The sequence below is a fragment of the Hydrogenophaga sp. T2 genome, from assembly GCF_049843535.1.
In the GTDB taxonomy this organism is placed as follows: Bacteria; Pseudomonadota; Gammaproteobacteria; order Burkholderiales; family Burkholderiaceae_C; genus Hydrogenophaga; species Hydrogenophaga crocea.
On the sequence record NZ_JBBHZJ010000008.1, the window covers coordinates 1 to 23,277 of the forward strand.

Annotated in this window: 19 protein-coding genes; 10 read left to right on the forward strand and 9 right to left on the reverse strand. The window is 68.9% G+C overall.

What is annotated here, in order from left to right; translation table 11 throughout:
• Window positions 1–31 precede the first annotated feature (31 nt).
• The gene (locus WDZ95_RS17635) at window positions 32–601 is read left to right on the forward strand and encodes a hypothetical protein (protein WP_425780337.1); all 570 of its coding nucleotides are present in this window, start codon (window positions 32–34) and stop codon (window positions 599–601) included.
• Between the two features lie 6 nt (window positions 602–607).
• Here WDZ95_RS17635 and WDZ95_RS17640 read toward each other — a convergent pair whose 3' ends face one another.
• The 3 genes from WDZ95_RS17640 to WDZ95_RS17650 are packed head-to-tail and all read right to left on the reverse strand — an operon-like array spanning window position 608 to window position 3,547.
• Window positions 608–1,537: a LysR family transcriptional regulator gene (locus tag WDZ95_RS17640; RefSeq protein ID WP_166224109.1), complete on the reverse strand. Its 930-nt coding sequence runs from the start codon at window positions 1,535–1,537 to the stop codon at window positions 608–610.
• A 10-nt stretch (window positions 1,538–1,547) separates the two neighbouring features.
• A complete protein-coding gene (locus tag WDZ95_RS17645; RefSeq protein WP_425780339.1) occupies window positions 1,548–2,882 on the reverse strand; it encodes a sensor histidine kinase in 1,335 nt (444 codons plus the stop codon).
• Entirely contained in the window at window positions 2,879–3,547 is a 669-nt protein-coding gene (locus tag WDZ95_RS17650; RefSeq protein ID WP_425780341.1) for a response regulator, read from the reverse strand. The genes WDZ95_RS17645 and WDZ95_RS17650 overlap by 4 nt, the downstream gene beginning before the upstream one ends.
• Before the next feature lie 191 nt (window positions 3,548–3,738).
• Here WDZ95_RS17650 and WDZ95_RS17655 point away from each other — a divergent pair, with 191 nt between their 5' ends.
• Both WDZ95_RS17655 and WDZ95_RS17660 read left to right on the forward strand, forming a co-directional pair.
• Complete coding sequence (locus WDZ95_RS17655) at window positions 3,739–4,416, forward strand: response regulator (protein WP_425780343.1); 678 nt, start codon at window positions 3,739–3,741, stop codon at window positions 4,414–4,416.
• Window positions 4,417–4,436: 20 nt separating this feature from the next.
• Window positions 4,437–4,820 (forward strand): hypothetical protein, encoded by a 384-nt coding sequence (locus WDZ95_RS17660; RefSeq protein ID WP_425780345.1) that lies wholly within the window; start codon window positions 4,437–4,439, stop codon window positions 4,818–4,820.
• A gap of 109 nt (window positions 4,821–4,929) precedes the next feature.
• Here the strand turns inward: WDZ95_RS17660 and WDZ95_RS17665 are convergent, their stop codons facing one another.
• A complete protein-coding gene (locus WDZ95_RS17665) occupies window positions 4,930–6,666 on the reverse strand; it encodes a DEAD/DEAH box helicase (RefSeq protein WP_425780347.1) in 1,737 nt (578 codons plus the stop codon).
• Between the two features lie 252 nt (window positions 6,667–6,918).
• On the opposite strand from WDZ95_RS17665, the gene ettA reads away from it, so the two are divergent.
• The 7 genes from ettA to WDZ95_RS17700 all read left to right on the forward strand — a co-directional run bounded on the left by ettA (window position 6,919) and on the right by WDZ95_RS17700 (window position 17,569).
• Entirely contained in the window at window positions 6,919–8,580 is a 1,662-nt protein-coding gene (gene ettA / locus WDZ95_RS17670) for an energy-dependent translational throttle protein EttA (RefSeq protein WP_287467819.1), read from the forward strand.
• The gene (locus WDZ95_RS17675) at window positions 8,577–9,122 is read left to right on the forward strand and encodes a DUF1415 domain-containing protein (RefSeq protein ID WP_425780350.1); all 546 of its coding nucleotides are present in this window, start codon (window positions 8,577–8,579) and stop codon (window positions 9,120–9,122) included. The genes ettA and WDZ95_RS17675 overlap by 4 nt, the downstream gene beginning before the upstream one ends.
• A gap of 90 nt (window positions 9,123–9,212) precedes the next feature.
• Window positions 9,213–11,294 (forward strand): DUF1631 family protein, encoded by a 2,082-nt coding sequence (locus WDZ95_RS17680; protein WP_425780352.1) that lies wholly within the window; start codon window positions 9,213–9,215, stop codon window positions 11,292–11,294.
• A gap of 336 nt (window positions 11,295–11,630) precedes the next feature.
• Window positions 11,631–12,542, forward strand: coding sequence for a hypothetical protein (locus WDZ95_RS17685; protein ID WP_425780354.1), 912 nt, complete (start codon window positions 11,631–11,633; stop codon window positions 12,540–12,542).
• A 1-nt stretch (window position 12,543) separates the two neighbouring features.
• Window positions 12,544–13,848 (forward strand): hypothetical protein, encoded by a 1,305-nt coding sequence (locus WDZ95_RS17690; protein WP_425780356.1) that lies wholly within the window; start codon window positions 12,544–12,546, stop codon window positions 13,846–13,848.
• Window positions 13,849–13,865: 17 nt separating this feature from the next.
• Entirely contained in the window at window positions 13,866–16,127 is a 2,262-nt protein-coding gene (locus WDZ95_RS17695) for a type I secretion system permease/ATPase (RefSeq protein ID WP_425780358.1), read from the forward strand.
• The gene (locus tag WDZ95_RS17700) at window positions 16,127–17,569 is read left to right on the forward strand and encodes an HlyD family type I secretion periplasmic adaptor subunit (RefSeq protein WP_425780360.1); all 1,443 of its coding nucleotides are present in this window, start codon (window positions 16,127–16,129) and stop codon (window positions 17,567–17,569) included. The genes WDZ95_RS17695 and WDZ95_RS17700 overlap by 1 nt, the downstream gene beginning before the upstream one ends.
• 13 nt (window positions 17,570–17,582) lie before the next feature.
• On the opposite strand, the gene WDZ95_RS17705 is transcribed toward WDZ95_RS17700, so the two are convergent.
• From WDZ95_RS17705 to WDZ95_RS17725, 5 genes are all read right to left on the reverse strand, one after another.
• Window positions 17,583–18,917, reverse strand: coding sequence for a TAXI family TRAP transporter solute-binding subunit (locus tag WDZ95_RS17705; RefSeq protein ID WP_166224134.1), 1,335 nt, complete (start codon window positions 18,915–18,917; stop codon window positions 17,583–17,585).
• A 60-nt stretch (window positions 18,918–18,977) separates the two neighbouring features.
• A complete protein-coding gene (locus WDZ95_RS17710) occupies window positions 18,978–20,540 on the reverse strand; it encodes a methyl-accepting chemotaxis protein (RefSeq protein ID WP_425780362.1) in 1,563 nt (520 codons plus the stop codon).
• A gap of 133 nt (window positions 20,541–20,673) precedes the next feature.
• Window positions 20,674–20,961 (reverse strand): copper-binding protein, encoded by a 288-nt coding sequence (locus tag WDZ95_RS17715; RefSeq protein ID WP_425780364.1) that lies wholly within the window; start codon window positions 20,959–20,961, stop codon window positions 20,674–20,676.
• A gap of 16 nt (window positions 20,962–20,977) precedes the next feature.
• A complete protein-coding gene (locus WDZ95_RS17720) occupies window positions 20,978–21,934 on the reverse strand; it encodes a DUF411 domain-containing protein (protein ID WP_425780366.1) in 957 nt (318 codons plus the stop codon).
• Entirely contained in the window at window positions 21,891–23,276 is a 1,386-nt protein-coding gene (locus tag WDZ95_RS17725) for a multicopper oxidase family protein (RefSeq protein WP_425780368.1), read from the reverse strand. The genes WDZ95_RS17720 and WDZ95_RS17725 overlap by 44 nt, the downstream gene beginning before the upstream one ends.
• Window position 23,277: the final 1 nt, after the last annotated feature.

Below are 23,277 nucleotides of genomic sequence, written 5' to 3' on the forward strand. Positions count from 1 at the left end.
AACACGGTACTGAGCGGCCGCGGGAGTGACGATGGGACGCGAACGCAAGAATCCACAAACGCCGGCCAATCCCTGGTCGGGGTTGATGCCCTCGGGCGGGACGCCCGCGGGCGGGGCGCCGACCGACACCGGCACGCCCCTGCGGCCGGCCGATCTGGTGCGGCGTTTTCGCGGCATGGACTGGTTGATGCTGGTCGATGCGGTGCCCGACACCCGCATGCACGGCGTCACCTTCCACGACGACCTGGGGGCCCTGATCCACGCTTCGGCGCGGGTGACGAGCCGCTACCGCGAGATCCGCGCCTTCGTGCAGCGGCGCGTGCCGCTGAGCCTGCGGGTGGTGTGGCGCCAATGCGGCCACTGCCCGGCGGAGCGCATCGCCTGGGTCGACGACGGCGCGATCGGCGACCACACCGTGCCCGTCGCGGCCCGCATCCCCGACGCGGTGCTGAGCGACCTGAAGGCCAGGCCCGGCAGCTTGCGCCTGAAATTCCGGCTCGCACCCGAGGGCGTGCTGTTCGGCTGGGACGTGGAGCGCTACAGCCGCGGCGTCGTGCGCTTCGACTGCCCGGGCGGCGATTTTTCGGAGGCGCGCCGCTGAGCCCGCTCAGGCCACGCAGATCGACAGCGCCTGGTCGACGCGCGCGCGCGTGCTCTGCGTGAGGTGGTCGAGAAACACCTGGGTGCGCCGCGGCACGAACTTGCGGCTGGGCAGCGCGGCGTAGAGCGTGAGGCGGTTGGTGATCCAGGGGCTGAGCACGCGCACCAGATCGCCGTCGGCCAGCAGCGGCGCGGCGAGCTCCACCGAGGTGGCGGTGATGCCCGCACCGTCCAGCGCGGCATGCATCAGCGTGTCGGTGTGGTTGGCCCAGAGCACGGGCTGCACGTCGATCTCGACCGCGCGGTCTTTTTCGTTGGCGTTGAGCAGGCGCCACTTGCGCGAGCGCCCGCCCGCGGGCTTGAGGCGCAGCACGTCGTGCTGCGCGAGGTCTTCGGGCGTGGCGGGCAGGCCGCGGCGCGCGATGTACTCGGGCGAGGCGAGCAGGATGCCTTCGGTGCTGATCACCTTGCGCGCGATCACATTGGCGTCGAAGCTGCCGTCGGCGCCGATCAGGGTGACGTCGTAGTCTTCCACCGGCGGCTCGCGGTGGGTCTCGACGTCGATGTCGAGCCGGATCTTGGGGTAGGCCTGCCGGAATCCCGCGACCATGGGCGCGAGCACGTGGGTGGCCAGCACCGGCGGCGCGAGCACGCGCAGCACGCCCGCGAGTTCCTGGGTCTGCGAACTCACGAGCGCGCTGGCTTCTTCGAGGTCGAGCAGGATCTGGCGCACGCGGTCGAGGTAGATCTCGCCCGCTTCGGTGAGCGAGACGCGCCGCGTGGTGCGGTGCAACAGCCGCGTGCCCAGGTGGTCTTCGAGGTCGGCCACCAGGCGCGTGACCACGGCAGGGGAGAGGTCCATGGCGCGGGCGGCGGCCGCAAAGCCGCCTTCGTCCACCACCTTCTGGAAGGTGCGCATCGAATGCAATCGGTCCATGGGCCGGAGCTTAACCGCGCAGCGGCAGGCCCACGCGCACCCGCAGGCCGCCGCCCTCGGCCCCGTCGAGCTGCAGCTGACCGCCGTGGCGCTGCACGATCTGCTGCACGATGGCCAGCCCGAGGCCGCTGCCCGTGGTCTGTTCGGGGCGTAGGCGCGCAAAGCGCTGCAGCGCGCGCTCGCGGTCGGGCGCGGCGATGCCGGGGCCGTTGTCGCTCACGGCCAGCCAGGCCCAGCCGTCGCGCGCGCGCACCTCCACGTCCACGCGGCTGCCGCGCGGCGTGTGGCGCAGGGCGTTGTCGATGAGGTTGTCGACCAGCACACGCAGGTCGTGCGGGTCGCCCATCACGTCCAGCGGCTCGCTGGGCGACAGGCCCAGGTCGACCTCGCGCTCGTCGGCGCGCGCCGAGAAGCCGCCCACCGCCTCGGCGGCGAGGCGGTCCAGCCGCAGCGGTTCGGTGCGGTGCTCGCGCACGCCGGGCTCGAGCCGCGCGATCTGCAGCAGCTGGGCCACCAGGTGCGTGGCGCGGGCGATGCCGCGGTCGAGCTCGTCGAAGGCCGCGCGGCGCTGCGCCTCGGTCTCGGCGCTGCGGCGCGCGAGCTGGGCCTGCAGCTTGATCGCGGCCAGCGGCGTGTTGAGCTCGTGGGCCACGTCGGCGAGCAGCGCGCGCTGGTCGTTGAGCAGGGTGTCCACGCGCGCGAGCAGCGAGTTGAGCGCGTCGCCCAGCGGCACCAGTTCGTCGGGCAGGGCCTGGGTGGCCACGGGGTGCAGGTGCTGCACGTCGCGCCGGCGCAGGTCGCGCCCCCAGGCATCGAGCGGGGCGAGGGCGCTGTTGACGGCGGTGGGCATGAGCAGCCACATCACCGCCACCAGCAGCGCCAGCGGCGCCAGCAGCCAGGGCACGAATTCGGCGAAGCGCGCGAGGCGGTCGGCCGAAGTCACGGCCACTTGCACGGTCTGGCGCGGATCGGCGAGCGTGTAGACGCGCCATTCCTCGCCGCCCCAGGGCACCACGTGCAGCCCGGGCGGCTGCAGCGCGGGCCCGCCGCCCGCGAGCGAGCTGTACAGCAGCCGGCCATCGGGGCTCCAGATCTGGGTCGTGAAGTGACCGAGGTCGCTCGAGATGGGCTGCGAGGTGGCCAGGGCGTCTGCCGCCGCGCCGGGGTCGTCGGCCGGGGGCACGCCGTGGCGCACCACCGAGTGCGCGATCAGTTGCAGGCTGTTGTCGCGCACATCGTTGAACGCGCCCCAGGCCAGGTGGTGGGTGAGCAGGCCTTCGAGAATGGCCGCGACGATCAGCGCGCCCACCTGCCACGACAGCAGGCGCTGGCGGATCGACCTCATGCCGGATCCGGTTCGACCAGTTTGTAGCCCACGCCGCGCACGTTGCGTATCCAGGCCGGGCCGAGCTTGCGGCGCAGGTGGTGCAGGTGCACTTCGATGGCGTTGCTCGCGACCTCGTCCTGCCACGAGTACAGGCGCTGCTCGAGCTGCTCGCGCGAGAGCACGTGGCCGGGGCGTTCCATGAGCGCGGCCAGCAGGTCGAACTCGCGCGGCGACAGCTGCACCGGCTGGCCCGCGAGCGTGACCTCACGGCGCTGCGGCTGCAGCATGAGCGCGCCCAGCCGCATTTCGGGCTGGGGCCGGCCCTGGCGGCGCCGCGCCAGCGCGTGCACGCGCGCGATCAGCTCGTCGAGGTCGAAGGGTTTGGTGAGGTAGTCGTCGGCGCCCAGGTTCAGGCCGGTCACGCGGTCGTTCACGCCGTCGCGCGCCGACACCACCAGCACCGGGATGTCGTGCTGGTCGGCGCGCAGCCAGCGCAGCAGCTGAAGGCCGTCCTGGCGCGGCAGGCCGATGTCGAGCACCAGCACCTCGTGGCCGCCGGCCTCGAGCGCGGTCTGGGCCTCGACGCCATCGCGCACCCAGTCCACCGCGAAGCCGGCCATGCCCAAGCCGCGCTCGAGTCCGGGTCCGAGCATGGGATCGTCTTCGGCGAGCAGGATGCGCATGAACCGAGAGTGTGCGCGAAAACCGCGCCCGATCGCCGGCTTGTTGGTGCCCGGCCTGCGGGGAAACCTTGTCGGCAGCGCCTGTGGCGGTCGCGGGGCTTGGTCACGCGGGCCTTGCGGTCGATGATCCGGTCAGGAGCGGTCGCGGTGCGGCGGCTTGGTGTGCGGCGTTGGGTGCGTGGAGCGATGGCATGAAGGTACTGGTGGTGGACGACGACGAGATTTCCCGCATGCCCCTGGTGCGGCTGATCGGGACCCTGCCGGGCGTCACGGACGTGGTCGAGGCCGAGGACGGTGAAGCCGCCTGGGCGCTGCTGGACGCCGGCCTTCGGCCCGTGCTGTGCTGCTGCGACCTGTACATGCCGCGTCTCGACGGCATCGGCCTGCTCGAGCGCACGCGCGGGCATCCGCTGCTGGCGCCGCTGCCCTTCGTCATGATGTCCTCCGCCGCCGACCGCGACTCGGTCACGCGCGCGGTGTCGGCGGGCGCGGCGGGCTTCATCGTCAAGCCCTACACCCCGCAGACGGCCCGTCCCGCGCTCGAGCGCGTGCTGAGCAAGAGCCGCCAGCGCCAGGTGGAGGCCGCCGCCGAGGTGCGCAACCGCCTGGGGATTTCGCAAACCCAGCTGGTGCAGGTGACCCGCCGCTGGCAGGCCGAGGCCACGACCTTGCTCGATGGCCTGGACGCGCTCGACATCGAAGAACGGCAACAGGCCTTGCGTCGCCTGCACGGTGCCGCGCTCACGCTCGGCCAGCTCCGATGTGCCGAACTGCTGGAGCCGGTGCTCGGGGCCGGGACCGAAGCGGTGCGCGCGCCGGTGCGCGAGGTGCTGCTGCTCGCGGACGCCTGGCTGGCCGGCGCCGCGTGAGATTCGGTTAGTGTCGGGGCATGAGCAGCTTCACCCGCGTCATCCTCTTCACCGACACCGACGGCCGCGCGCGCTTTCGCGAAGAGCGCCTGCCACTCGACCAGGGCACACCGGCGGCGCGCCTGTCGGCCCTGCAGCCCGCCATCGGCCTGCAACTGCGCGAGAGCCCGGTGGGTTTTCGCAGCCCATTCCATTGCACCGAGAGCCCGCAGTGGCTGTTTGTGCTGCGCGGGCGCATGGAGATCGGCCTGCAGGACGGCAGCAGCCGGGTCTTCGGCCCGGGCGAGCATTTCTATTCCGCCGACACGCTGCCGGCCGGCGCCACCTTCGACCCCACCGTGCACGGCCACTGGAGCCGCCAGGTGGGCGACGAGCCGCTGGTGACGGCCTTTGTGAAGGGCTGAGCGACCCACGCAGCGTGGGGGCCGACGCGATCCGGCGCCGGGCCGCCCCAAGCCGGATCAGCCCCCTCGGGGGGCACCGACCCGCGCAGCGGCGGAGCGTGGGGGCGCTTCAGTTGTTCCCGATGCGGCCGAACGAGGTGCGCAGCGGATCCACCGGACCATCGCCACGCGGGCCGCCGCCACCGCCCTTGCCCTTTTTCTTGTGGCGGTTGCTCGTGCGCATGGCGTCGATGCCGGTGCGCAGCGGATCGGGCTGGCCATTGGGGTTGGCCTGGCGCGGCTTGGGATCGCGGATGCGCAGGCTGCCGAGGTGGGCGTTCGGGCCCGGCTGGCGCTCGTGGCCCTCTTCGCCCTCGAAGCGCGGCGGACGATCGCCGCGCGGCGGGCGCTGGCGCTGCTGGCCGCCGCCGGCGTTGAAGTTCTGGCCATTGCCCTGGCCGCCGCCCTGGCCCTGCGGGCGCGGGCCCTTGGCCTTGTGGCGGTTCTGGCCGTTGCGGTTCTGGCCCTGACCCTGGCCCTGGCCATTGCCTTCGCCCTGGCCGCGGCCCGGGCCTTCGTTGGACTTTTTCTCGCGGATGCGCTGCACCATCTCCTGGCGCGCGGCCTTGGCGGCCGCGGCCATCACCTCGCGGCTGGGCGGCTTGCCGGCGCCGCCCCAGAGGGTCTGGCGGCCCATGGCGATGGGCTCGGCCTTCTCGCCCGGTTCGGGCATGAAGTCGGCGAACATCTCGACCGGGATCTGCTGCTTGGTGAAGCGCTCGATCTCCATCATGAAGCCTTCTTCGTCGAGGCTCACGAGGTTGACCGCCTGGCCTTCACGGCCCGCGCGGCCGGTGCGGCCGATGCGGTGCACGTAGTCTTCGCAGATGTTGGGGATGTCGTAGTTGACGACGTGCGGCAGCTCGTCGATGTCGATGCCGCGCGCGGCGATGTCGGTGGCCACGAGCGCGCGGATCTCGCCGCTCTTGAAACCGGCCAGCGCCTGGGTACGCGCGCCCTGGCTCTTGTTGCCGTGCAGCGCCATGGCCGTGACGCCGTGCTTGTTGAGGTACTCGGCCACGTTGTTGGCGCCGAACTTGGTGCGCGTGAACACCAGCACCTGGCTCCAGTTGTGCAGCTGGATGATGTGCACCAGCAGTGCCTTCTTCTTGCCGCGGCCCACGGGGTGGATGACCTGGGTGATGCGCTGCACCGTGGTGTTGGGCGGCGTGACCTGGATGTGCTGCGGGTCCTTGAGCAGGCCGTTGGCGAGCTCGCGGATCTCGTCGCTGAAGGTGGCCGAGAACAGCAGGCTCTGCTTGCTCTGGGGCAGCAGGGCCAGCACCTTCTTCACGTCGTGGATGAAGCCCATGTCGAGCATGCGGTCGGCTTCGTCGAGCACCAGCATCTGCACGGTGGACAGGTCGAGGAAGCCCTGTTGCTGCAGGTCGAGCAGGCGGCCGGGCGTGGCGACCAGGATGTCGACGCCGCGCTTCATGGCGTTGATCTGGGGGTTCATGCCCACGCCGCCGAAGACCACGGCGGAGCTCAGGTCGACGTGCTTGCCGTAGACGCGCACCGACTCTTCCACCTGGGCCGCGAGTTCGCGCGTGGGCGTGAGCACCAGGGCCCGGATGCCGATGCCGCCGAAGCGGTTGGCGCCGCGCGGACCCTGCGAGAGGCGCTGCAGCATGGGCAGCGTGAAGGCGGCGGTCTTGCCGGTGCCGGTCTGCGCGCCGGCGAGCAGGTCGCGGCCCGCGAGCACGGCGGGGATGGCCTCGACCTGGATCGGGGTCGGGGTGTTGTAGCCATGCTCCTGCACGGCTTGCACGATGGCCGGGGCCAGGTTCAGTTCTTCGAAATTCATTGTGTGAAGCGGCACCCTTCCTGGGTGCTGGGGAGCATCGGCCGCTCGGGGGTGCCGGTTGGGGCGCCGCCCCGCTCAGTCGGGGGCCGATGGATTTCCGGGGGATTGGGCGGCTTCCGCGCGGGAAGCGCGCCCCCAGCAGACAGCTGGTGCCGGGCCAACTGATGTGCCCAGACGGCCCGTATTGTGGCATGGGTCGATAATCCGGGGTTTTGCGCTGTGCCCGGCGCTGCAAATTCTTCACAGACCACCATGGCCCAATACGTCTTCACCATGAACCGGGTCGGCAAGATCGTGCCGCCCAAACGCCAGATCCTCAAGGACATCTCGCTGTCCTTCTTCCCCGGCGCCAAGATCGGCGTGCTCGGCCTCAACGGCTCGGGCAAGTCCACGCTGCTCAAGATCATGGCCGGCCTGGACAAGGAGATCGAGGGCGAGGCCACGCCCATGCCGGGCATCCGCATCGGCTACCTGCCGCAGGAGCCGCAGCTCAACCCCGAGCAAACCGTGCGTGAGGCCGTGGAAGACAGCATGGGCGAGGTGCGCGCCGCGCAGAAGCGCCTCGAAGAGGTGTACGCGGCCTACGCCGAGGAAAACGCCGACTTCGACGCGCTCGCGGCCGAGCAGGCCCAGCTCGAAGCCATCATCGCCACCGCCGGCACCGATTCCGAGCACCAGCTCGAGATCGCCGCCGACGCGCTGCGCCTGCCGCCCTGGGACGCCAAGATCGGCCTGCTCTCCGGTGGCGAAAAGCGCCGCGTGGCGCTGTGCTGCATGCTGCTGTCCAAGCCCGACATGCTGCTGCTCGACGAACCCACCAACCACCTGGACGCCGAGTCGGTGGAGTGGCTCGAACACTTCCTGCAGCGCTTCTCGGGCACCGTGGTGGCCATCACCCACGACCGCTACTTCCTCGACAACGCGGCCGAGTGGATCCTCGAACTCGACCGCGGCCACGGCATTCCCTACAAGGGCAACTACTCGAGCTGGCTCGAGCAGAAAGAGGCCCGCCTGGAGCAGGAACAGCGCTCCGAAGACGCGCGCCGCAAGGCCATGAAGGAAGAACTCAAGTGGGTGCGCTCCAACGCCAAGGGCCGCCAGGCCAAGAGCAAGGCGCGCCTGGCCCGCTTCGAGGAACTCAGCGACGTTGAATACCAGAAGCGCAACGAGACCAACGAGATCTTCATCCCCGTGGCCGACCGCCTGGGCAACGAGGTCATCGAGTTCAAGGGCGTGAGCAAGAGCTACGGCGACCGCCTGCTGATCGACAACCTGAGCTTCTCGGTGCCCGCGGGCGCCATCGTGGGCATCATCGGCCCCAACGGCGCCGGCAAGTCCACGCTGTTCAAGCTCATCACCGGCAAGGAACAGCCCGACAGCGGTGAGGTCAAGATCGGCCAGACCGTGAAGATCGCCGCGGTGGACCAGAGCCGCGACGGCCTGGCCGGCGACAAGACCGTGTGGGAAGACATCTCGGGCGGCCTCGACATGATCACCGTGGGCAAGTTCCAGATGCCCAGCCGCGCCTACTGCGGCCGCTTCAACTTCTCGGGCGGCGACCAGCAGAAGCTGGTGAAGAACCTCTCGGGCGGTGAGCGCGGCCGCCTGCACCTGGCCAAGATGCTCAGCGAAGGCGGCAACGTGCTGCTGCTCGACGAACCCTCGAACGACCTCGACGTGGAAACCCTGCGCGCGCTCGAAGAGGCGCTGCTCGAGTTCGCGGGCTCGGCACTCGTGGTCAGCCACGACCGCTGGTTCCTCGACCGCATCTGCACCCACATCCTGGCCGCCGAAGGCGACAGCCAGTGGTTCTTCTTCAACGGCAACTACCAGGAATACGAGGCCGACAAGAAGCAGCGCCTGGGTGAAGAGGGCGCCGCGCCCAAGCGCCCGCGCTTCAAGTCGCTCGCGTGAACGAAGCCGCCGTCATCGCCGCGACGCGGCACTGGGTGGAGAAGGCCGTCATCGGCCTCAACCTGTGCCCGTTCGCGCGCGCCGTGTGGGTGAAGAACCAGGTGCGCATCGTGGTGAGCCAGGCGCGCCACGTGGACGGCCTGCTCGACGACCTCGACCGCGAACTCGATCTGCTCGCGGCCACGCCGGCCGAGCGGATCGACACCACGCTGATCGTGCACCCCACGCTGTTCCCCGACTTCCTGGTCTTCAACGACTTTCTCGACATCGCCGACGAGGTGGTTGCCGAGCACGGACTCGAGGGCGTGATCCAGGTCGCGGCCTTCCACCCCGACTGGCGTTTCGAGGGCACCGAGCCCGACGACATCACCAACGCCACCAACCGCGCGCCCTTCGCCACGCTGCACCTGCTGCGCGAAGACAGCGTGGCGCGGGCCGTGGCCACCGAGGGCGGCGACGCCGAGGCCATCGTGGCGCGCAACATCGAAACCCTGCGCCGCCTGGGTGCCGAAGGCTGGGCCACCCTTCTGCCGAAACCGTGAATTGATCGGCCAAAAGGGCCCGATCGATCCTTGTTGGGATACGGTGGCGGGTAGACAATGCGTCCGGCCCCACCGTCGCCCATCCGATTCATGCCCAACGCCCCGCTGCCGGTTTACGAGCAATGCCTGACCGAGGCGCTTGAAGCCTCCCGCCAATGGATCCCCGCCTGGCTCGACCGTCTCCAGGTCCAGCTGCGCGAGCGCGAGGCCATGGCCCCCAACTACCCCGAGCGCAATGCGCTGATCGACGCCTACACGCTTCTTCAGCGCCAGCGCGACAACGTGGCCCGGCACTGGCTGTCGGCACTGGCCGAAGAGCTCGAAGGGGTGTCGGGCGAGTCAGCCGGCCCGGTGCGCCGCACCTCGCTGAGCCTGGACGAGCTCGAGCTCATGGGCGACGATCAGGTGCAGGAGAAGGTCGAGACCGCGCGCGTGCAGCAGCTCGCGACCATGGCGGCCGAGGAGCACTTCAACGAATTCACGGCGCGGCTGTCCACGGCCCAGGGCCTGCGCGCGGTCAACGCCGACGCCAATCCGCTGCGCGTGTCGGTCTACATCGACACGCTCACGGGTGCCCTCAAGGCGCTGCAGATTGCGCCCGCCATGCGCGCGCGCTGGCTGCAGGTGGGCGCCAAGTCGCTCGGCGCGGCGCTGGCCGACATGTACGTGCGCCTTGACAAGATGCTGGCCGCGCGTGGCGTGCAGCCCGCGGGCTACAACGTGGTGACCGCGCCCGACTCGCGGGTCTTCCTCGACGAACAGCTCGAAGGCCCCGACCTGCTCGAAGAGCCGATGTCCGAGCGCGCGGCCCTGCTCACGCTCGACCACCTGCACCAGCTGCTCGTGGGCAGTGAAGAGGTGGGGGGCGACCAGGCCGCCGACGACGGCATGTCGCGCTCGATCGCGGCCGAGGTCGTCACGCTGCTCACGCAGCGCATCACCGGTGACCGCCGCCTGCTGCGGCCGGTGCGCTCGGCGCTGCGCGACATGTCGCCGGCGCTGCACGAGCTCGCGCGCGACAACCCGCGCTTCTTCGCCGACAAGAACAACCCGGCGCGCCGCCTGCTCGACAACGTCACGGCGCGTGGCCTGGCCTTCACCAGCGAGAAGGACGAAGGCTTCAGCAGCTTCCTGTCGGAGTTGCGCCAGATCGTCACCGAGCTGCGCCGCCCTGGCGGCAAGCTCGAGGCGCGCTTTCCGGCCCAGCTCGAGCGGCTGCGCCGCTCGCAGGACGAATCGCTGCCGCGCGGCGAGCTCGAGGCGCGCGGCCGTGCGGTGCAGACGCTGGTGCGTGTGGAGCAGCGCAAGCTGCTGGCCGAGAAGGTGGCCGAAGAATTCCGCGCCCGGCCCGACTACCCCAAGGCGCCCGGTCCGGTGCGCCGCTTCCTCACCAGCGTGTGGGCGCAGGTGGTGGCCAAGGCGCGCATCGACGAGAGCGAGCAGCCGCCCATGCTGTCGGGCGATTCCACGGCCAAGCGCTACGTAGACATCCTGTCCGATCTGCTGTGGTCGAGCCAGCTCGCGCTCGCGAGCCAGAACCGGCCGCGCCTGGTGAAGGTGATCCCGCCGGTGCTGCGCACGCTGCGTGAGGGTCTGGATTCGATCGACTACCCGCGCGAGAAGGTCGAGGCCTTCTTCCAGACCCTCATGGGGCTGCACGAAGCGGCCTACAAGACCCAGCGCAGCGAGCGCCAGTCGGCCGCCCTCGAGGCCCAGCCCGAGGCGCCCGTCGACCCCGACGCCAGCCGCCTCAACCCCGACGACGCCGAGCTCTGGATGCGCCACCAGGAAGCGCGCGAGACGAACTTCTACGACGACGCGCTGCCCGAGACCACGCAGCCGGCGTTCATGAACACCTTGCCCATGCAGCGCGACTGGTCCGAGATCAAGGCCGAGGTGGCGCTGCGCGACGCCTCGTCGCTCGCCGTGGGCAGCTGGTTCGACCTGGCGCAGGACGAGCAGACGCTGCGCGTGCAGCTCACCTGGGCCAGCCCGCACGGCACGCTGTTCCTGTTCGGCACGGCCTCGGGCCGCTCGCTGTCGATGACGCGCCGCGGCGTGGACCGGCTGATCGAGACCCAGAAGCTGCGCGTGGTGGCCGACCACAGCGTGGTCGACGAGGCGCTCGACGCGGTGGCCGAGCAGGCGCTCAAGAACTCGGGGAAGCGCTGAGCGCGTCGGCCCCGGCGGGCAGGGGCCGGACGGCGCCTTGCTCGTGCCGTGGCCCGTCTGCCACACCCTGAATCCGCCATCAGCGCGGTAAATCCGCGCGCAATTACCCGGGGTTGGTAGCCGCAGCAATCGGTGCATTCAACACCGTGCCGGGTATTGACAAGCGGCTCAATGCACGATTTGAACAATCGTCTCGAATCTGATGTATTCGTGACGTTTTCGCCTGCCCTTTGCCGACCGCATTTGAATTGACGGCGTCTCGCTACAGTCGCGGCTTCGGCGCTTCCCGGAACCATCCGGGTTCGATCGGGAGGGAATGTGAGAGAAGCTCTGGCGATGGCTGTGGCGGATTGGCGCAATCACCGGAAATCCATTTTTGTGGTGATGCTGCTGATAGGCATCGGGCTGATCTGGTGGAATCAGCAGACGCTGCGCATCTGGGCCTATTTCGTGCATCCGTTTGCCACTCCGCGGGTGTTTTTTGATGCCGGCAAGGCGGCCACGTTGAGCGCCGAGCGCCGGACCGAACTCGAGCGCGAGTTGTTCAACGAGGTGTACCTGTGGAACGACCAGAGCCGCCGCTACAACGGCCCGCAAGGGCTCGCTCAGAGGGAAGCGCGTTGGCGGACCATGGCCGCAGAGGGCTATGAGTTGGCGTATTTGACCCTGAAGGTTTTTGAACCCAGCACCGTTCAGGTGCACAACCCCTTGCCGGTGCTCAAGCGGCTCGATGAGTTGGCTCGGCAGGGCGATGCAGGCGCCATGTGTTTGCTGTCCGCCATCAGCTACCGGCTGCCTTCACGCCCGGGGATCGATTGGTCCGAGCAACGATCGCTGGCGCGGTACTGGATGCAGAAAGGCGCGGCGCTCGGCCATCCCGACTGCTACATCCAACTCGGAGGGCGATTGCGGGCCGGAAGCGCCGGCTTTCAGCAAGACATGGCGCGCGGCACCGACTTGCTGATCAAGGCGCTTCGATCGGGATACCTGCGGGCTGCGGTTTCGTTCTGGGGTCCTGTGGAAGAACGGGGTTTGGACGGCGTTCGCCATCGACAGCTGGTGTATTGCTGGGGCTTTCAGGCCGCCAAGTACTGGTTCAGTGATGCGGACCTGTCACTGGTGGTGTATCGAAACAAGGCTCCGCCCGAGCGGCGGGCCTCCTTGGAAGAGGAGTTGAATCAATTGCGTCAATGGCACCCGGAGATCGAGGAATGCATCGAGTTAACCAACGCAGTTCAGGAGGAATAGTATGAAATATGCACCGTCTTTTCTGCCGGAAGTCAAGGCGCAATGGCGCGGTCAACTCGAGTCGTTGCAGGCGGCCAATACGGCCGCACAAAAGCAAATTGCTTCTGTGCAGAGTCAAGTGGATCAAGGAAAGGCTACTGATGCCCAGCTCGAACAAGCCAAACTCGATCAGCTGCAAGCCGCTCAGAACTACAACAGCTTCCTCGAACTCGATCGCCAATACATCCGCATGGCGATGGACGCCGAGACGCGCAATCAGCAGCGCAGCCTGACGATCATGGAGCACATGCAACTGGCGACCACCGCCGAAACCATGTATGCGCTGTCGGCCCATTTCACCCAGTTCAAGACCGAGAGCCAGTCGTCCTTGCTGATGCTGTCCCCGGTCGATGCCGGCGGTCGCACCCATTACGTGGACGGCCGCGTGGAATGGAACAACAGCCTGGCGGGCATGGCGGGACAAGCCTTGGAGGGTTTGAAGGACCTCGCGGCCGGAACCAAGGACAGCCTGATCCGCGGGCCTTTCACGCCAGAAGAAAACTTTGCCATCTGCCAGTCCGCGCTCGGTGGCGTGCTGCCCGAACTGGTGGGCGTGATGATTCCTGCCCCCGGTGGCCAGCCGGGCAGCTTTCTCTGGAACGAGGCGCTGGGCCAGGCCTTGGGCGTTGCCAACCCGGCAGGCGATATGTGCCGGATCGTGTACCCCAAGGGCGCCAGCCCGCGCGACGTGTGGATCCAGGGCGAGGGCAGCGAAGGCGGTGATGCCACGGCAGGCGGTGCTGCGGCGCAGTTCGTGCCGCTGTCGGTGTTGGATGCGACCGTTCTGAAGATGTTTGCCGATGCTCACATGCAGGAGTGGTGGGACGGCATGGTGGACACGGTGGCTGCCTTGACGGGAATGCAGGATCTGCCGCGCTGGGGCAGTCCCGAATCCTGGTCTCTGCCGCTGGACGGACTGGGGGTTGCAGATTCGGGCGAAGGCACGTGGGACGCCGGGTCGGATGCGGAGGCATTCGCCCCCGGCATCGCCGCCGACCAACTCTGGTACCGCCAAATGGGGGACGATGCCGCGTGGAGCGCAGACGACAGCGGTGAGGCTTGGGACGATGAGCCCTGGCTCGACGATGCGGCCCTGGGCGTGGATGGCTTTGCAGCAGGCGGCGGGCAGCCGGTGTTTGGGGATCAGGTCGATGTGCTGGTGCAGGCGATGGTCGATTTCTCGCCGCGCACCGCGGCCCCGCAGGCGCTGACGGTCACCCCTTATGCCTCGGTGCCGGCGCCCGTGCTGGCGTCGAACTGGACGTGAGTGGTGGTGTGACGTCGGTGGACGGTGACATTTGCGCGGAATCGCGGCCGCCCGAGGCGCGACAGCTGCCTCGTGGCCTGGCCGCCTTGTGTGCCGTGGCCCGCTTCCATCAGTGCCTCGCGGAGCCGGTGGCGCTGGCCCATCGCTTGGCTTTGCCTGCCGGTGGCGCCTGTACCCGCGATGATTTGCTGATCGCGGCGCAATCGCTGGGCCTCAAGGCCCGTTGGACACGCTGGACTGCCGCTCAATTGCACGAGATCCCGTTGCCGGCGGTGGTGTGCCTCAAGGCGGTCGACGGTGCGGATGTGCACGAACGCCGCGTCGTGCTGGCCAGGCAACAAGGTGAGCGATTGCTGATTCAGGACTTCGACGGCCTGGCAAACGAAGCGCGCGGTGGCGGCGCGGAGACGACCGCGGCGTCCAAGGCCGGCGTGCAAACGCTCACGCGCGACGATTTCCTGCGGGCCTGGTTGGGCGACGCCCTGCTCATCACCCGCCGCGCGGCCCTGGCCCCCCGTGCCGAAGGCTTCGACTTCAGCTGGTTCATGCCCAGTCTCGTGAAGTACCGGCGGCTGTTGGGCGAAGTGCTGCTGATCAGTTTCGTGTTGCAGTTGTTTGCGCTCGTCAGTCCGCTGTTTTTCCAGGCCGTGATGGACAAGGTGCTGGTGCACCAAGGCAAGAGCACGCTCGATGTGCTGGTGTTCGGGCTGGTGGTCGTGGTGGTGTTCGAGTCGGTGCTCGGCCTGATGCGCACCTATCTCTTCACCCACACCACGCAGCGCATCGACGTGGAGTTGGGCGCACGGCTGTACCGCCACCTGCTGTCACTGCCGCTGTCGTACTTCGAGGCGCGCCGCGTCGGCGATTCGGTGGCGCGGGTAAGAGAGCTGGAGAGCCTGCGTGGCTTTCTCACCGGTCAGTGCCTCACCGCACTGCTCGACGTGGCGTTCTCGCTGGTCTTCGTGGCGGTGATGCTGGCCTACAGCCCCTTGCTGACGCTCATCGTTCTGGCCAGCCTGCCCATGTACGCGGGCGTGATCACCTGGGCGACCCCCGTGCTGCGGCGCCGGCTCGATCAGAAGTTCGCGCTGGGCGCGGAGAACCAGGCCATGCTGGTCGAATCCGTCACCGGCATTCAGACCGTGAAGGCCGCTGCGCTCGAACCCCAGTTCGAGCAGCGCTGGGACCGTCAGCTCGCTGCGTACGTGCTCGCGGCGTTTCGCTCACAGATGGCGGCCAGCACGGCGCAGGAGTCGGTGGGCCTGATCGGCAAGCTGGTGCAGGCGGCCACGCTGTGGTGGGGGTCGCACCTGGTCATGCAAGGGCAGCTCACGGTCGGTCAGTTCGTGGCCTTCAACATGTTCGCCGGGCGTGTGTCGCAGCCAGTGATGCGCCTGGCCCAGTTGTGGATGGATGTGCAACAGGCCGGTGTGTCCATGCGTCGCCTGGCCGACGTGCTCGATGCCAAGCCTGATACGGGTGCGGCGCCGCAGCGCCAGCGCGCGACCTTGCCCCGTGTGGTGGGCGCCATCGCGTTCAAAGACGTGCGGTTTCGATACCGCGACCAAGCGCGGCTTGTGCTTGATGGCCTGAGCCTGGAGATCCAGGCGGGCGAAGTGGTGGGCATTGTGGGTCGCTCGGGCTCGGGCAAGAGCACGCTGACCAAGCTCGTGCAATGCCTGTACCGTCCCGAGGCCGGACAGGTGCTCGTCGACGGCGTGGACATTGGCACCGTCGATGTGGCGCAGCTGCGCCGCCACATTGGCGTGGTGCTGCAGGACAACCTGCTGTTCAACGCCAGCGTTCGCGACAACATCGCCGTGGCCGACCCAGGTGTCGGGCTGGACGAGGTGATTCGCGCGGCCCGCCTCGCGGGCGCGCACGGGTTCATCAGTGAATGGCCCGAGGGCTACGACACGGTGGTGAGCGAGCAGGGCAGCAGCCTGAGTGGCGGACAGCGCCAGCGCATCGCGATCGCACGGGCGCTGTTCAGCCAGCCGCGCATTCTCATTTTCGACGAGGCCACCAGCGCGCTCGACTACGAAAGTGAGGCCGCCCTGCAGCGCAACATGGCAGCGATTTGTCGGGGCCGCACAGTGCTTATCGTGGCCCACCGGCTCAGTGCGGTGCGGCAGGCGCACCGCATCCTGGTGATGGACCAGGGCCGCCTCGTGGAGGCCGGCTCGCACGACGAGCTGGTGCGCCGACCGGCCGGTCTCTACGCGCGCTTGTGGGGCCTGCAAGCGTCGCCCGTGCCCACGGCGCAGGCGGTCGTCTGATGGTGCCGCGGTCAGCGGGATGGGCCCACCATCTGCGGGCTCTGCGCGCGGCATGGACGCGCCGCTTCGACGGCGAACCCGCCCGCGGATCGCCGCAGGCGCTGGCCTTTCTGCCGGCCCGTCTCAGCGTGCAGGAATCGCCGCCCCATCCGCTGCCCTTGTGGACGGCGCGCGCGCTCATGGCCTTGTTTGCCCTGACTCTGGCCTGGTCCTGGTTCGGGCAGGTCGACATCGTCGCGGTGGCCAGCGGCCGGGTCATCGTGAGCGAGCGCAGCAACCGCATCCAGCCGTTGCAGGACGGGCTGGTTCACCGCGTGTGGGTGCGTGATGGCGACCGCGTGCAGGCGGGGCAACTGCTCCTTGAACTCGATGCCACCGATGCCCGGGCCGACAGTGCCCGTGTGCAGGAGGCGTGGTGCGCCGCGAGCAGCGAGGCCTGGCGCACGGGGATTCTGCTGCGCGCTTTGGAACGGGGCCGACTGCCCGATCAGGAAGTCTTGCAGGAGCCGCTGCCTGCGCCTGCCCAGCACCTGGTCTGGACGCCGGCCGACGCGCGCCGGGCCACCGCGCAGCTGCGGGCCGAATGGGCCGACATCCAGGGTCGCCTCACGCGCGCCCGCGCCGACGCGGAGCAGCGCCGCAGCGAGGGCGAGACAGCGCATGCCTTGCTCGACAAACTCCAGGCCACGCTGCCCATGGCCCGCCAGCGCGAGTCCGACTACCGGTTGCTGGTCGAGAAGGGGTTCATCTCGGGCCATGCCACCCAGGACCGCACGCGCGAGCGCGTTGAACTGGAGCGCGACCTGGCGACACAGCAGGCGCGGTGGCGCGAACTGCAGTTGGCGCAGACGCATGCCCTGCAGACGCTGGATGCGATGAAGGCCGATATCCGCCGCGGACTCATCGAGCGCGAGGCCCAGGCGCGCACGCAACGCGAGCAACTGCAGGCCGAGGCCATGAAGGTCGGACAACGCCAGCGCCTGACCGAGCTGCGATCCCCGGTGAACGGCACGGTGCAGCAGTTGTCGGTGCACAACGGCGGCGCTGTCGTGGCTGGCGGCCAGGCGCTGATGGTCGTCGTGCCCGAGGTCGACCGGGTGACTGCGCAGGTGAGCATTGCCAACCAGGACATGGGCTTCGTGCGCCCGGGTCAGGACGTCACGGTGAAGCTGGAAGCGTTTCCGTTCACACGCCATGGCACTTTGCCCGCGACGGTGTCGGTATTGGGCGCCGACGCCGCGGTCGACGAGCGCACCGGCCAGGCCTCGTACCCGGCCTACCTCAAACTGGGCCGATCGAGCCTGATGGCCGATGGGCGCGAGGTGCCGATCACCCCCGGCATGAATCTGGTCGCCGAAATCAAGACCGGTCGCCGCCGGCTGATCGACTACCTGCTCAGCCCCGTTCAGACCCTGGCCGACGAAAGCCTGCGAGAGCGCTGAACGCGAGCGGGCCTCACGCCGGCTGTGCCTTGCGCAAGAGCTTCTTGCGCACCAGGTGGATGTTGTTGCGCAGCGCGTAGAGCTCGTCGGTGTACGACAGCGGCACCACCACCTTCTCGACCTTGCCCTCCATGGCGTCGAGCTGCTCGAGCAGCGCATCGGGCGTGGCCGCGCCGCTTTCGGCGCGCTGTTCGATGTCGCGCAGCTCGGCGTACCAGCGGAACACGCGCGAGCGGATGCGGAAGCTGTAGAGCGGCGGCACGATGCGCGACAGCGGCAGCGCGAGCGCGAGGATCAGGCCCAGCGCCAGCCACATGCGTTCCACCACGTTGGCCAGCCAGAACGGCAGGTAGCGCTGCAGGAAGGGCAGGCCGCCCTTCAACGCGCGCTCGGCCTCGGGCGCCACGGGCAGTTCGCTGTGCGCCACGTTGGGGTACTCGCGCGCGCGGTTGAACCAGCCCGCACCGCCATGCAGTTCAACCGCCGTCTGTGCGAACAGCTGCAGCACCGCCGGGTGCGTGCCCGAGCGCGCGAGCAGGCTGGTGGTGGAGGCCACCAGGCGCACGTTGCGCGGCGGCAGGTTCTTGGCCAGGTCCACCATGCCCTGCGGCATGGTCACGGGCGTGAGGTAGCCGAAGCGGCGCGAATACGCCTCGGCCTGGGCGAAGTCGAGCAGCTTCACGCCCGGCGTCTGCAGCAGCATCTGCACGATCAGCGATTCGGGCGCCGAGGCGAACACCAGGGCGTCGAGCTTGCCGTCGAGGAAGGCCACGGTGGCCGGCGTCTGTTCGAGCTGGCTGAGCACGATGTCGCGCGGCGAGACGCGGTTGACCTCGAGCAGGGTGTTGAACAGGCGCGGCACGCCGCTGCCCGGCGTGCCCACGTTGACGCGCCAGCGCGCGAGATCGGCGAGGTTGGTGAGCGTGGCGCTCTTGTTGAGACGGCGCGCCGCGTCTTCGCGGTAGAACAGCCACAGCGGCTCCACGAACAGGCTGCCCAGCGAGACGATGCCGTCCTCGTCGTCGTAGCCGATGTCGGCGGTGCCACCCTGCACGAAGCCGAGGTCGACCTCTTCGCGGCGCAGCATCTCGAGGTTCTGCGCCGAGCCCTGGGTGCGCACCAGTTCCACCGTGATGCCGTTGCGCTTGAGCGCCTCGGCATAGCGCTTGCCGAAGGTGTCGTACGCGCTTTGTTCGGGGCCGGTGGCCAGCACCACGCGCTTGGGCGGGTTGGGGTTGAGCCACCACCAGGTGAAGGCCAGCAGCGCGATCGTGATCAGCACGATCGGGCTGCCCGAGAGCAGCATCTCCTTGAGTGAGATCAGGGTGTAGCGCAGCGTCTTGGGCATGGTGCCCGCGAACATAGCACGGGCCTGCCCGGGCCCGCGTGGCTGACGCGTTGCCGGGTGTTACCGCAGCTTGAAGATCTGCACCGCCTCGTGCATCACCTGCGCCTGGGTCTGCAGCGAACTCGCGGCGGCCGCGAGCTGTTCGACCATGGCGGAGTTCTGCTGCGTCACCGAGTCGAGCTGACCCACGGCCTGGTTGATCTGCGCGATGCCGCTCGATTGTTCCTGCGTGGCGTGGGTGATGTCGCCGATCAGCGCATTGACCTGCTCGACCGCGCCCACCACGCTGGCCATGGTCTGGCCGGTGCTGTGCACGAGCTGGCTGCCGCGCTGCACGCGGCCCGCGGACTCGTCGATCAGCGTCTTGATCTCCTTGGCGGCGTCGAGCGTGCGCTGCGCCAGGCTGCGCACTTCGGCGGCCACGACAGCGAAGCCGCGGCCCTGTTCGCCGGCGCGCGCGGCCTCCACCGCGGCGTTGAGCGCGAGGATGTTGGTCTGGAAGGAAATGCCGTCGATGACCTGGATGATCTCGCCGATGCGGGTCGAGCTGCGGCTGATCTCGTCCATGGTGTGAACGACCTCGCCCATGGCGGCATTGCCTTCGCGTGCCACGGTCGCGGCGCGCTCGGCGAGCCGCGCGGCTTCGCTCGCGGTGCCCGCGCTTTGCGCCACGGTGCTGTTCATCTGGTCCATGGAGGCGGCGGTTTGCTCGAGGTTGCTGGCCTGGGCCTCGGTGCGCGACGACAGATCGTGGTTGCCGCTGGCGATCTCATGGCTCGCCACCTGCACGCCCTCGACCTCGTGGCGCACGTCGGCCACCACCGCCTGCAGGTTCACATTGAGCTGGTTGAGCGCCTTGGCGAGTTCGCCGAACTCCACCGCGCCGCGCGCCTCGAGGCGCGCCGTCAGGTCGCCCGCGGCCATGGTGTTGGCAAAACGGATCGCGCCTTCGAGCGGCTTGAGCGTCTGGCGCCGCAGCAGCCAGGCCGCGAACAGCGCCACGCCCACCAGGGGCACGCCCATGGCCAGGTGGGCCTCGTTGCCCAGGCGCGCGCCGAACTCGCCGATCGCCAGCCCGGCGATGGCCAGTCCCACGCTGGTGAGCGTGATGCTGCGGCCCAGCGTGAGCCGCGTGGCGCGTTGCAGCGCGCCGCGCCAGCCCGCCATTTGCACCTGGCCGCGGTGCAGCCGGATGCGGTTCTGGCCCGACTCGCGCTCGGCGCGCATGCGCGCGTAGAGCTGCTCGGCGCCCTGCACCTGCTCGCGGGTGGGTTTGGTGCGCACCGACATGTAGCCCACCGGCTGGCCATTGCTCATGATGGGCGTGGCGTTGGCCATCACCCAGTAGTGGTCGCCGTTCTTGCGCCGGTTCTTCACCAGCGCCGACCAGGGCGAGCCGCTCTTGAGCGTTTCCCACATGTCGCGGAAGGCCTCGGGCGGCATGTCGGGGTGGCGCACCAGGTTGTGGGGCTGCCCGATGAGCTCTTCCCGGCTGTAGCCGCTCACGGCGATGAAGGCCGGGTTGCAGTAGGTGATGTGGCTCTGCAGGTCGGTGGTCGACACCAGGGTGACGCCGTCGGGGATGACGAACTCCTGGTGGGTCACGGGCAGGTTGACGCGCATGGCTGATCCTTCTTCTCATGAAGCGATCACCTGACCGCTCCGTATCGGAAGTATCGGCAGCCCTTTGCGCAAATGAAGCGGCAATTTGCAGGATTTGCGCCGGGCAAAACAAATCAATGGCTTTTGATCCAGATCAAGGTTTTTTCTCCAATTTAAGGATGGTGTAAGCGCCATTGCGTTGTTCGGCCGTGAAACGCACCTGGTCGCCCGCCTTGAGCGGGGCGAGCAGCGCGGGGTCGCTCACCTTGAAGACCATGGTCATGGGCGGCATGTCGAGGTTTTTGATTTCGCCGTGTTTGAGCGTGATTTCCTGTCCGGCGGTATTCACGCGGCGCACTTCGGCGTCGGTGAAAGGCAGATCGGCCGCCAATGCCGCAACACTCCAGACGGCCAATGCCAGAGGGATTATTCGGTGTTTCATGTGGGGAATTCCTGATTCAGCGGAAATAGGATTGGAAAACGCGGGCGCTGCCGTCGCGCAGCACCAGCAGCACGTCGTGGGGGTCTTTGCGGTTGCCGTAGACCGCGCCGTCCATGCCCGGGCTGCCCACGGGCATGCCGGGCACGGCCAGGCCGATGGCCTGGGGTTTCTCGGCCAGCAGGCGGCGGATCTCGCGCGCGGGCACGTGGCCCTCGATCACGTAGCCGCCCACCAGGGCGGTGTGGCACGAGCCGTGGCGCTCGGGCATTTGCAGCCGCCGGCGCATGGCGGTGTTGCCGGTGTCGAATGTCTGCACCGCAAAGCCGTCGGCCTTGAGGTGCTCGACCCAGTCGTGGCAGCAGCCGCAGTTGGGGTCCTTCCAGACCTGCACCACGGGCTGGGCCGCGGCCTGGCCCGCGGCCTTCACGCGCAGGGTGCCGCGCATGCCGGCCTCGAAGTGGCCCGCGATCAGGCAGGCGAACTCGAAGTCGCCCGCGCGGTTGAAGTGCCACACCAGCTCGCCCTGTTTGCCGGGCGGCACGTGGGCCATGTAGGGCTCCTCGTGCTGCATGCCCGGGTGCTTCTTCATGAGCTCGGCATGGGCCGCGAGCTCTTCGCGCGTGCCGAGCACGATCTCGTGCATCACCGCGCCCGCGTTCACCGCGCGGATGCGCAGGGTCTCGCCCTGGCGCACCTCGATGTGGTTGGGCGAGAGCTTCATGTCGTCGGTCATGCGCACGGTCACCGTGCGGCGCACGTCCTTGGCATCGCCGGCGATGCCCCAGGGCTTCTGCTCTTTCACCACCGCGGCCGCGCCGCCGTGGTGCGGCGCGTTGCCGTGGGCCCGCGCGGCGGGCAGGGCCAGGGCCAGCGGCAGCAGGGCCGGCAACGTGATCAGGGTTCTGCGTCGGTTGTTCATGGGGGGCCTTTCAATGGTGGGCATGGCCGCCGGCGGGCTTGCGCGCGCTGGCATCGGCCGGGTTCGGGTTGGGCGCGGCGCGCGGGGCCGCGGGCGCGCCGGTGGTGTCGACCAGCCGGGCCTGCGTGCCCGGCGGCTGGGCGTAGGGACCGGGGTCGCGGTAGTCGCCGGGCTTCTGGTCGGCGCGCACCTTGAACACGGTGAACATGCCGCCCATCTCGATCGGGCCATAAGGCCCGGTGCCGGTCATCATGGGGAAGGTGTTGGCGGGCAGCTCCATCTGCATCTCGCCCATGTCGGCCATGCCGCGCTCGCCCATCACCATGTAGTCGGGCGCCGCCTTTTGCAGCGGCTTCACCAGCCCGCGGTGGTCCACGCCGATCATGGTGGGCACGCCGTGGCCCATCGCACCCATGGTGTGGTGGCTCTTGTGGCAGTGCATGGCCCAGTCGCCGGGCTCGTCGGCGACGAACTCGATCTGGCGCATCTGGCCCACGGCCACGTCGGTCGTCACCTCGGGCCAGCGCGAGCCGCGGGGCGTGGGGCCGCCGTCGGTGCCGGTCACCTCGAACTCCACGCCGTGCAGGTGGATGGGGTGGTTGGTCATGGTGAGGTTGCCCACGCGCACGCGCACGCGCTCGCCCAGGCGCGCCACCAGCGGGCTGATGCCGGGGAATGCGCGGCTGTTCCAGCACCAGATGTTGTGCTCGAGCATGGTGTTGACCTGGGGCGTGCGGCTGCCGGGCGTGACGTCGAAGGCGTTGAGCAGGAAGCAGTAGTCGCGCTGCACCTCGTCGATCAGCGGGTGTTTGCCCTTGGGGTGCGTGACCCAGAAACCCATCATGCCCATGGCCATCTGCACCATCTCGTCGGCGTGCGGGTGGTACATGAAGGTGCCGGGCCGGCGCGCCACGAACTCGTAGACGAAGGTCTTGCCCACGGGGATCTGCGGCTGGTTGAGCCCGCCCACGCCGTCCATGCCGTTGGGCAGGCGCTGGCCGTGCCAGTGGATGGTGGTGTGCTCGGGCAGGCGGTTGGTGACGTAGATCCGCACACGGTCGCCCTCGACCACCTCGATCGTGGGGCCGGGGCTCTGGCCGTTGTAGCCCCAGAGGTTCACGTGGAAGCCCGGCGCCACCTCGCGCACCACGGGCTCGGCGACCAGGTGGAATTCCTTGACGCCGTTGTTCATGCGCCAGGGCAGGGTCCAGCCGTTGAGCGTGACCACGGGGTTGTAGGGCCGGCCCGCGCCTGTGACGCCTGGTGGCGTCCAGGGCGCGGCGGTGTCGGCCGAGGTCTGCTGCACGGCCTCGGGCAGGGCGGCCAGGGCCGTGCGGCCCACGCTGGCGGCGGCCACCGCGGTGGCCGCGCCGGTGAAGAAGTGTCGGCGTTGCATG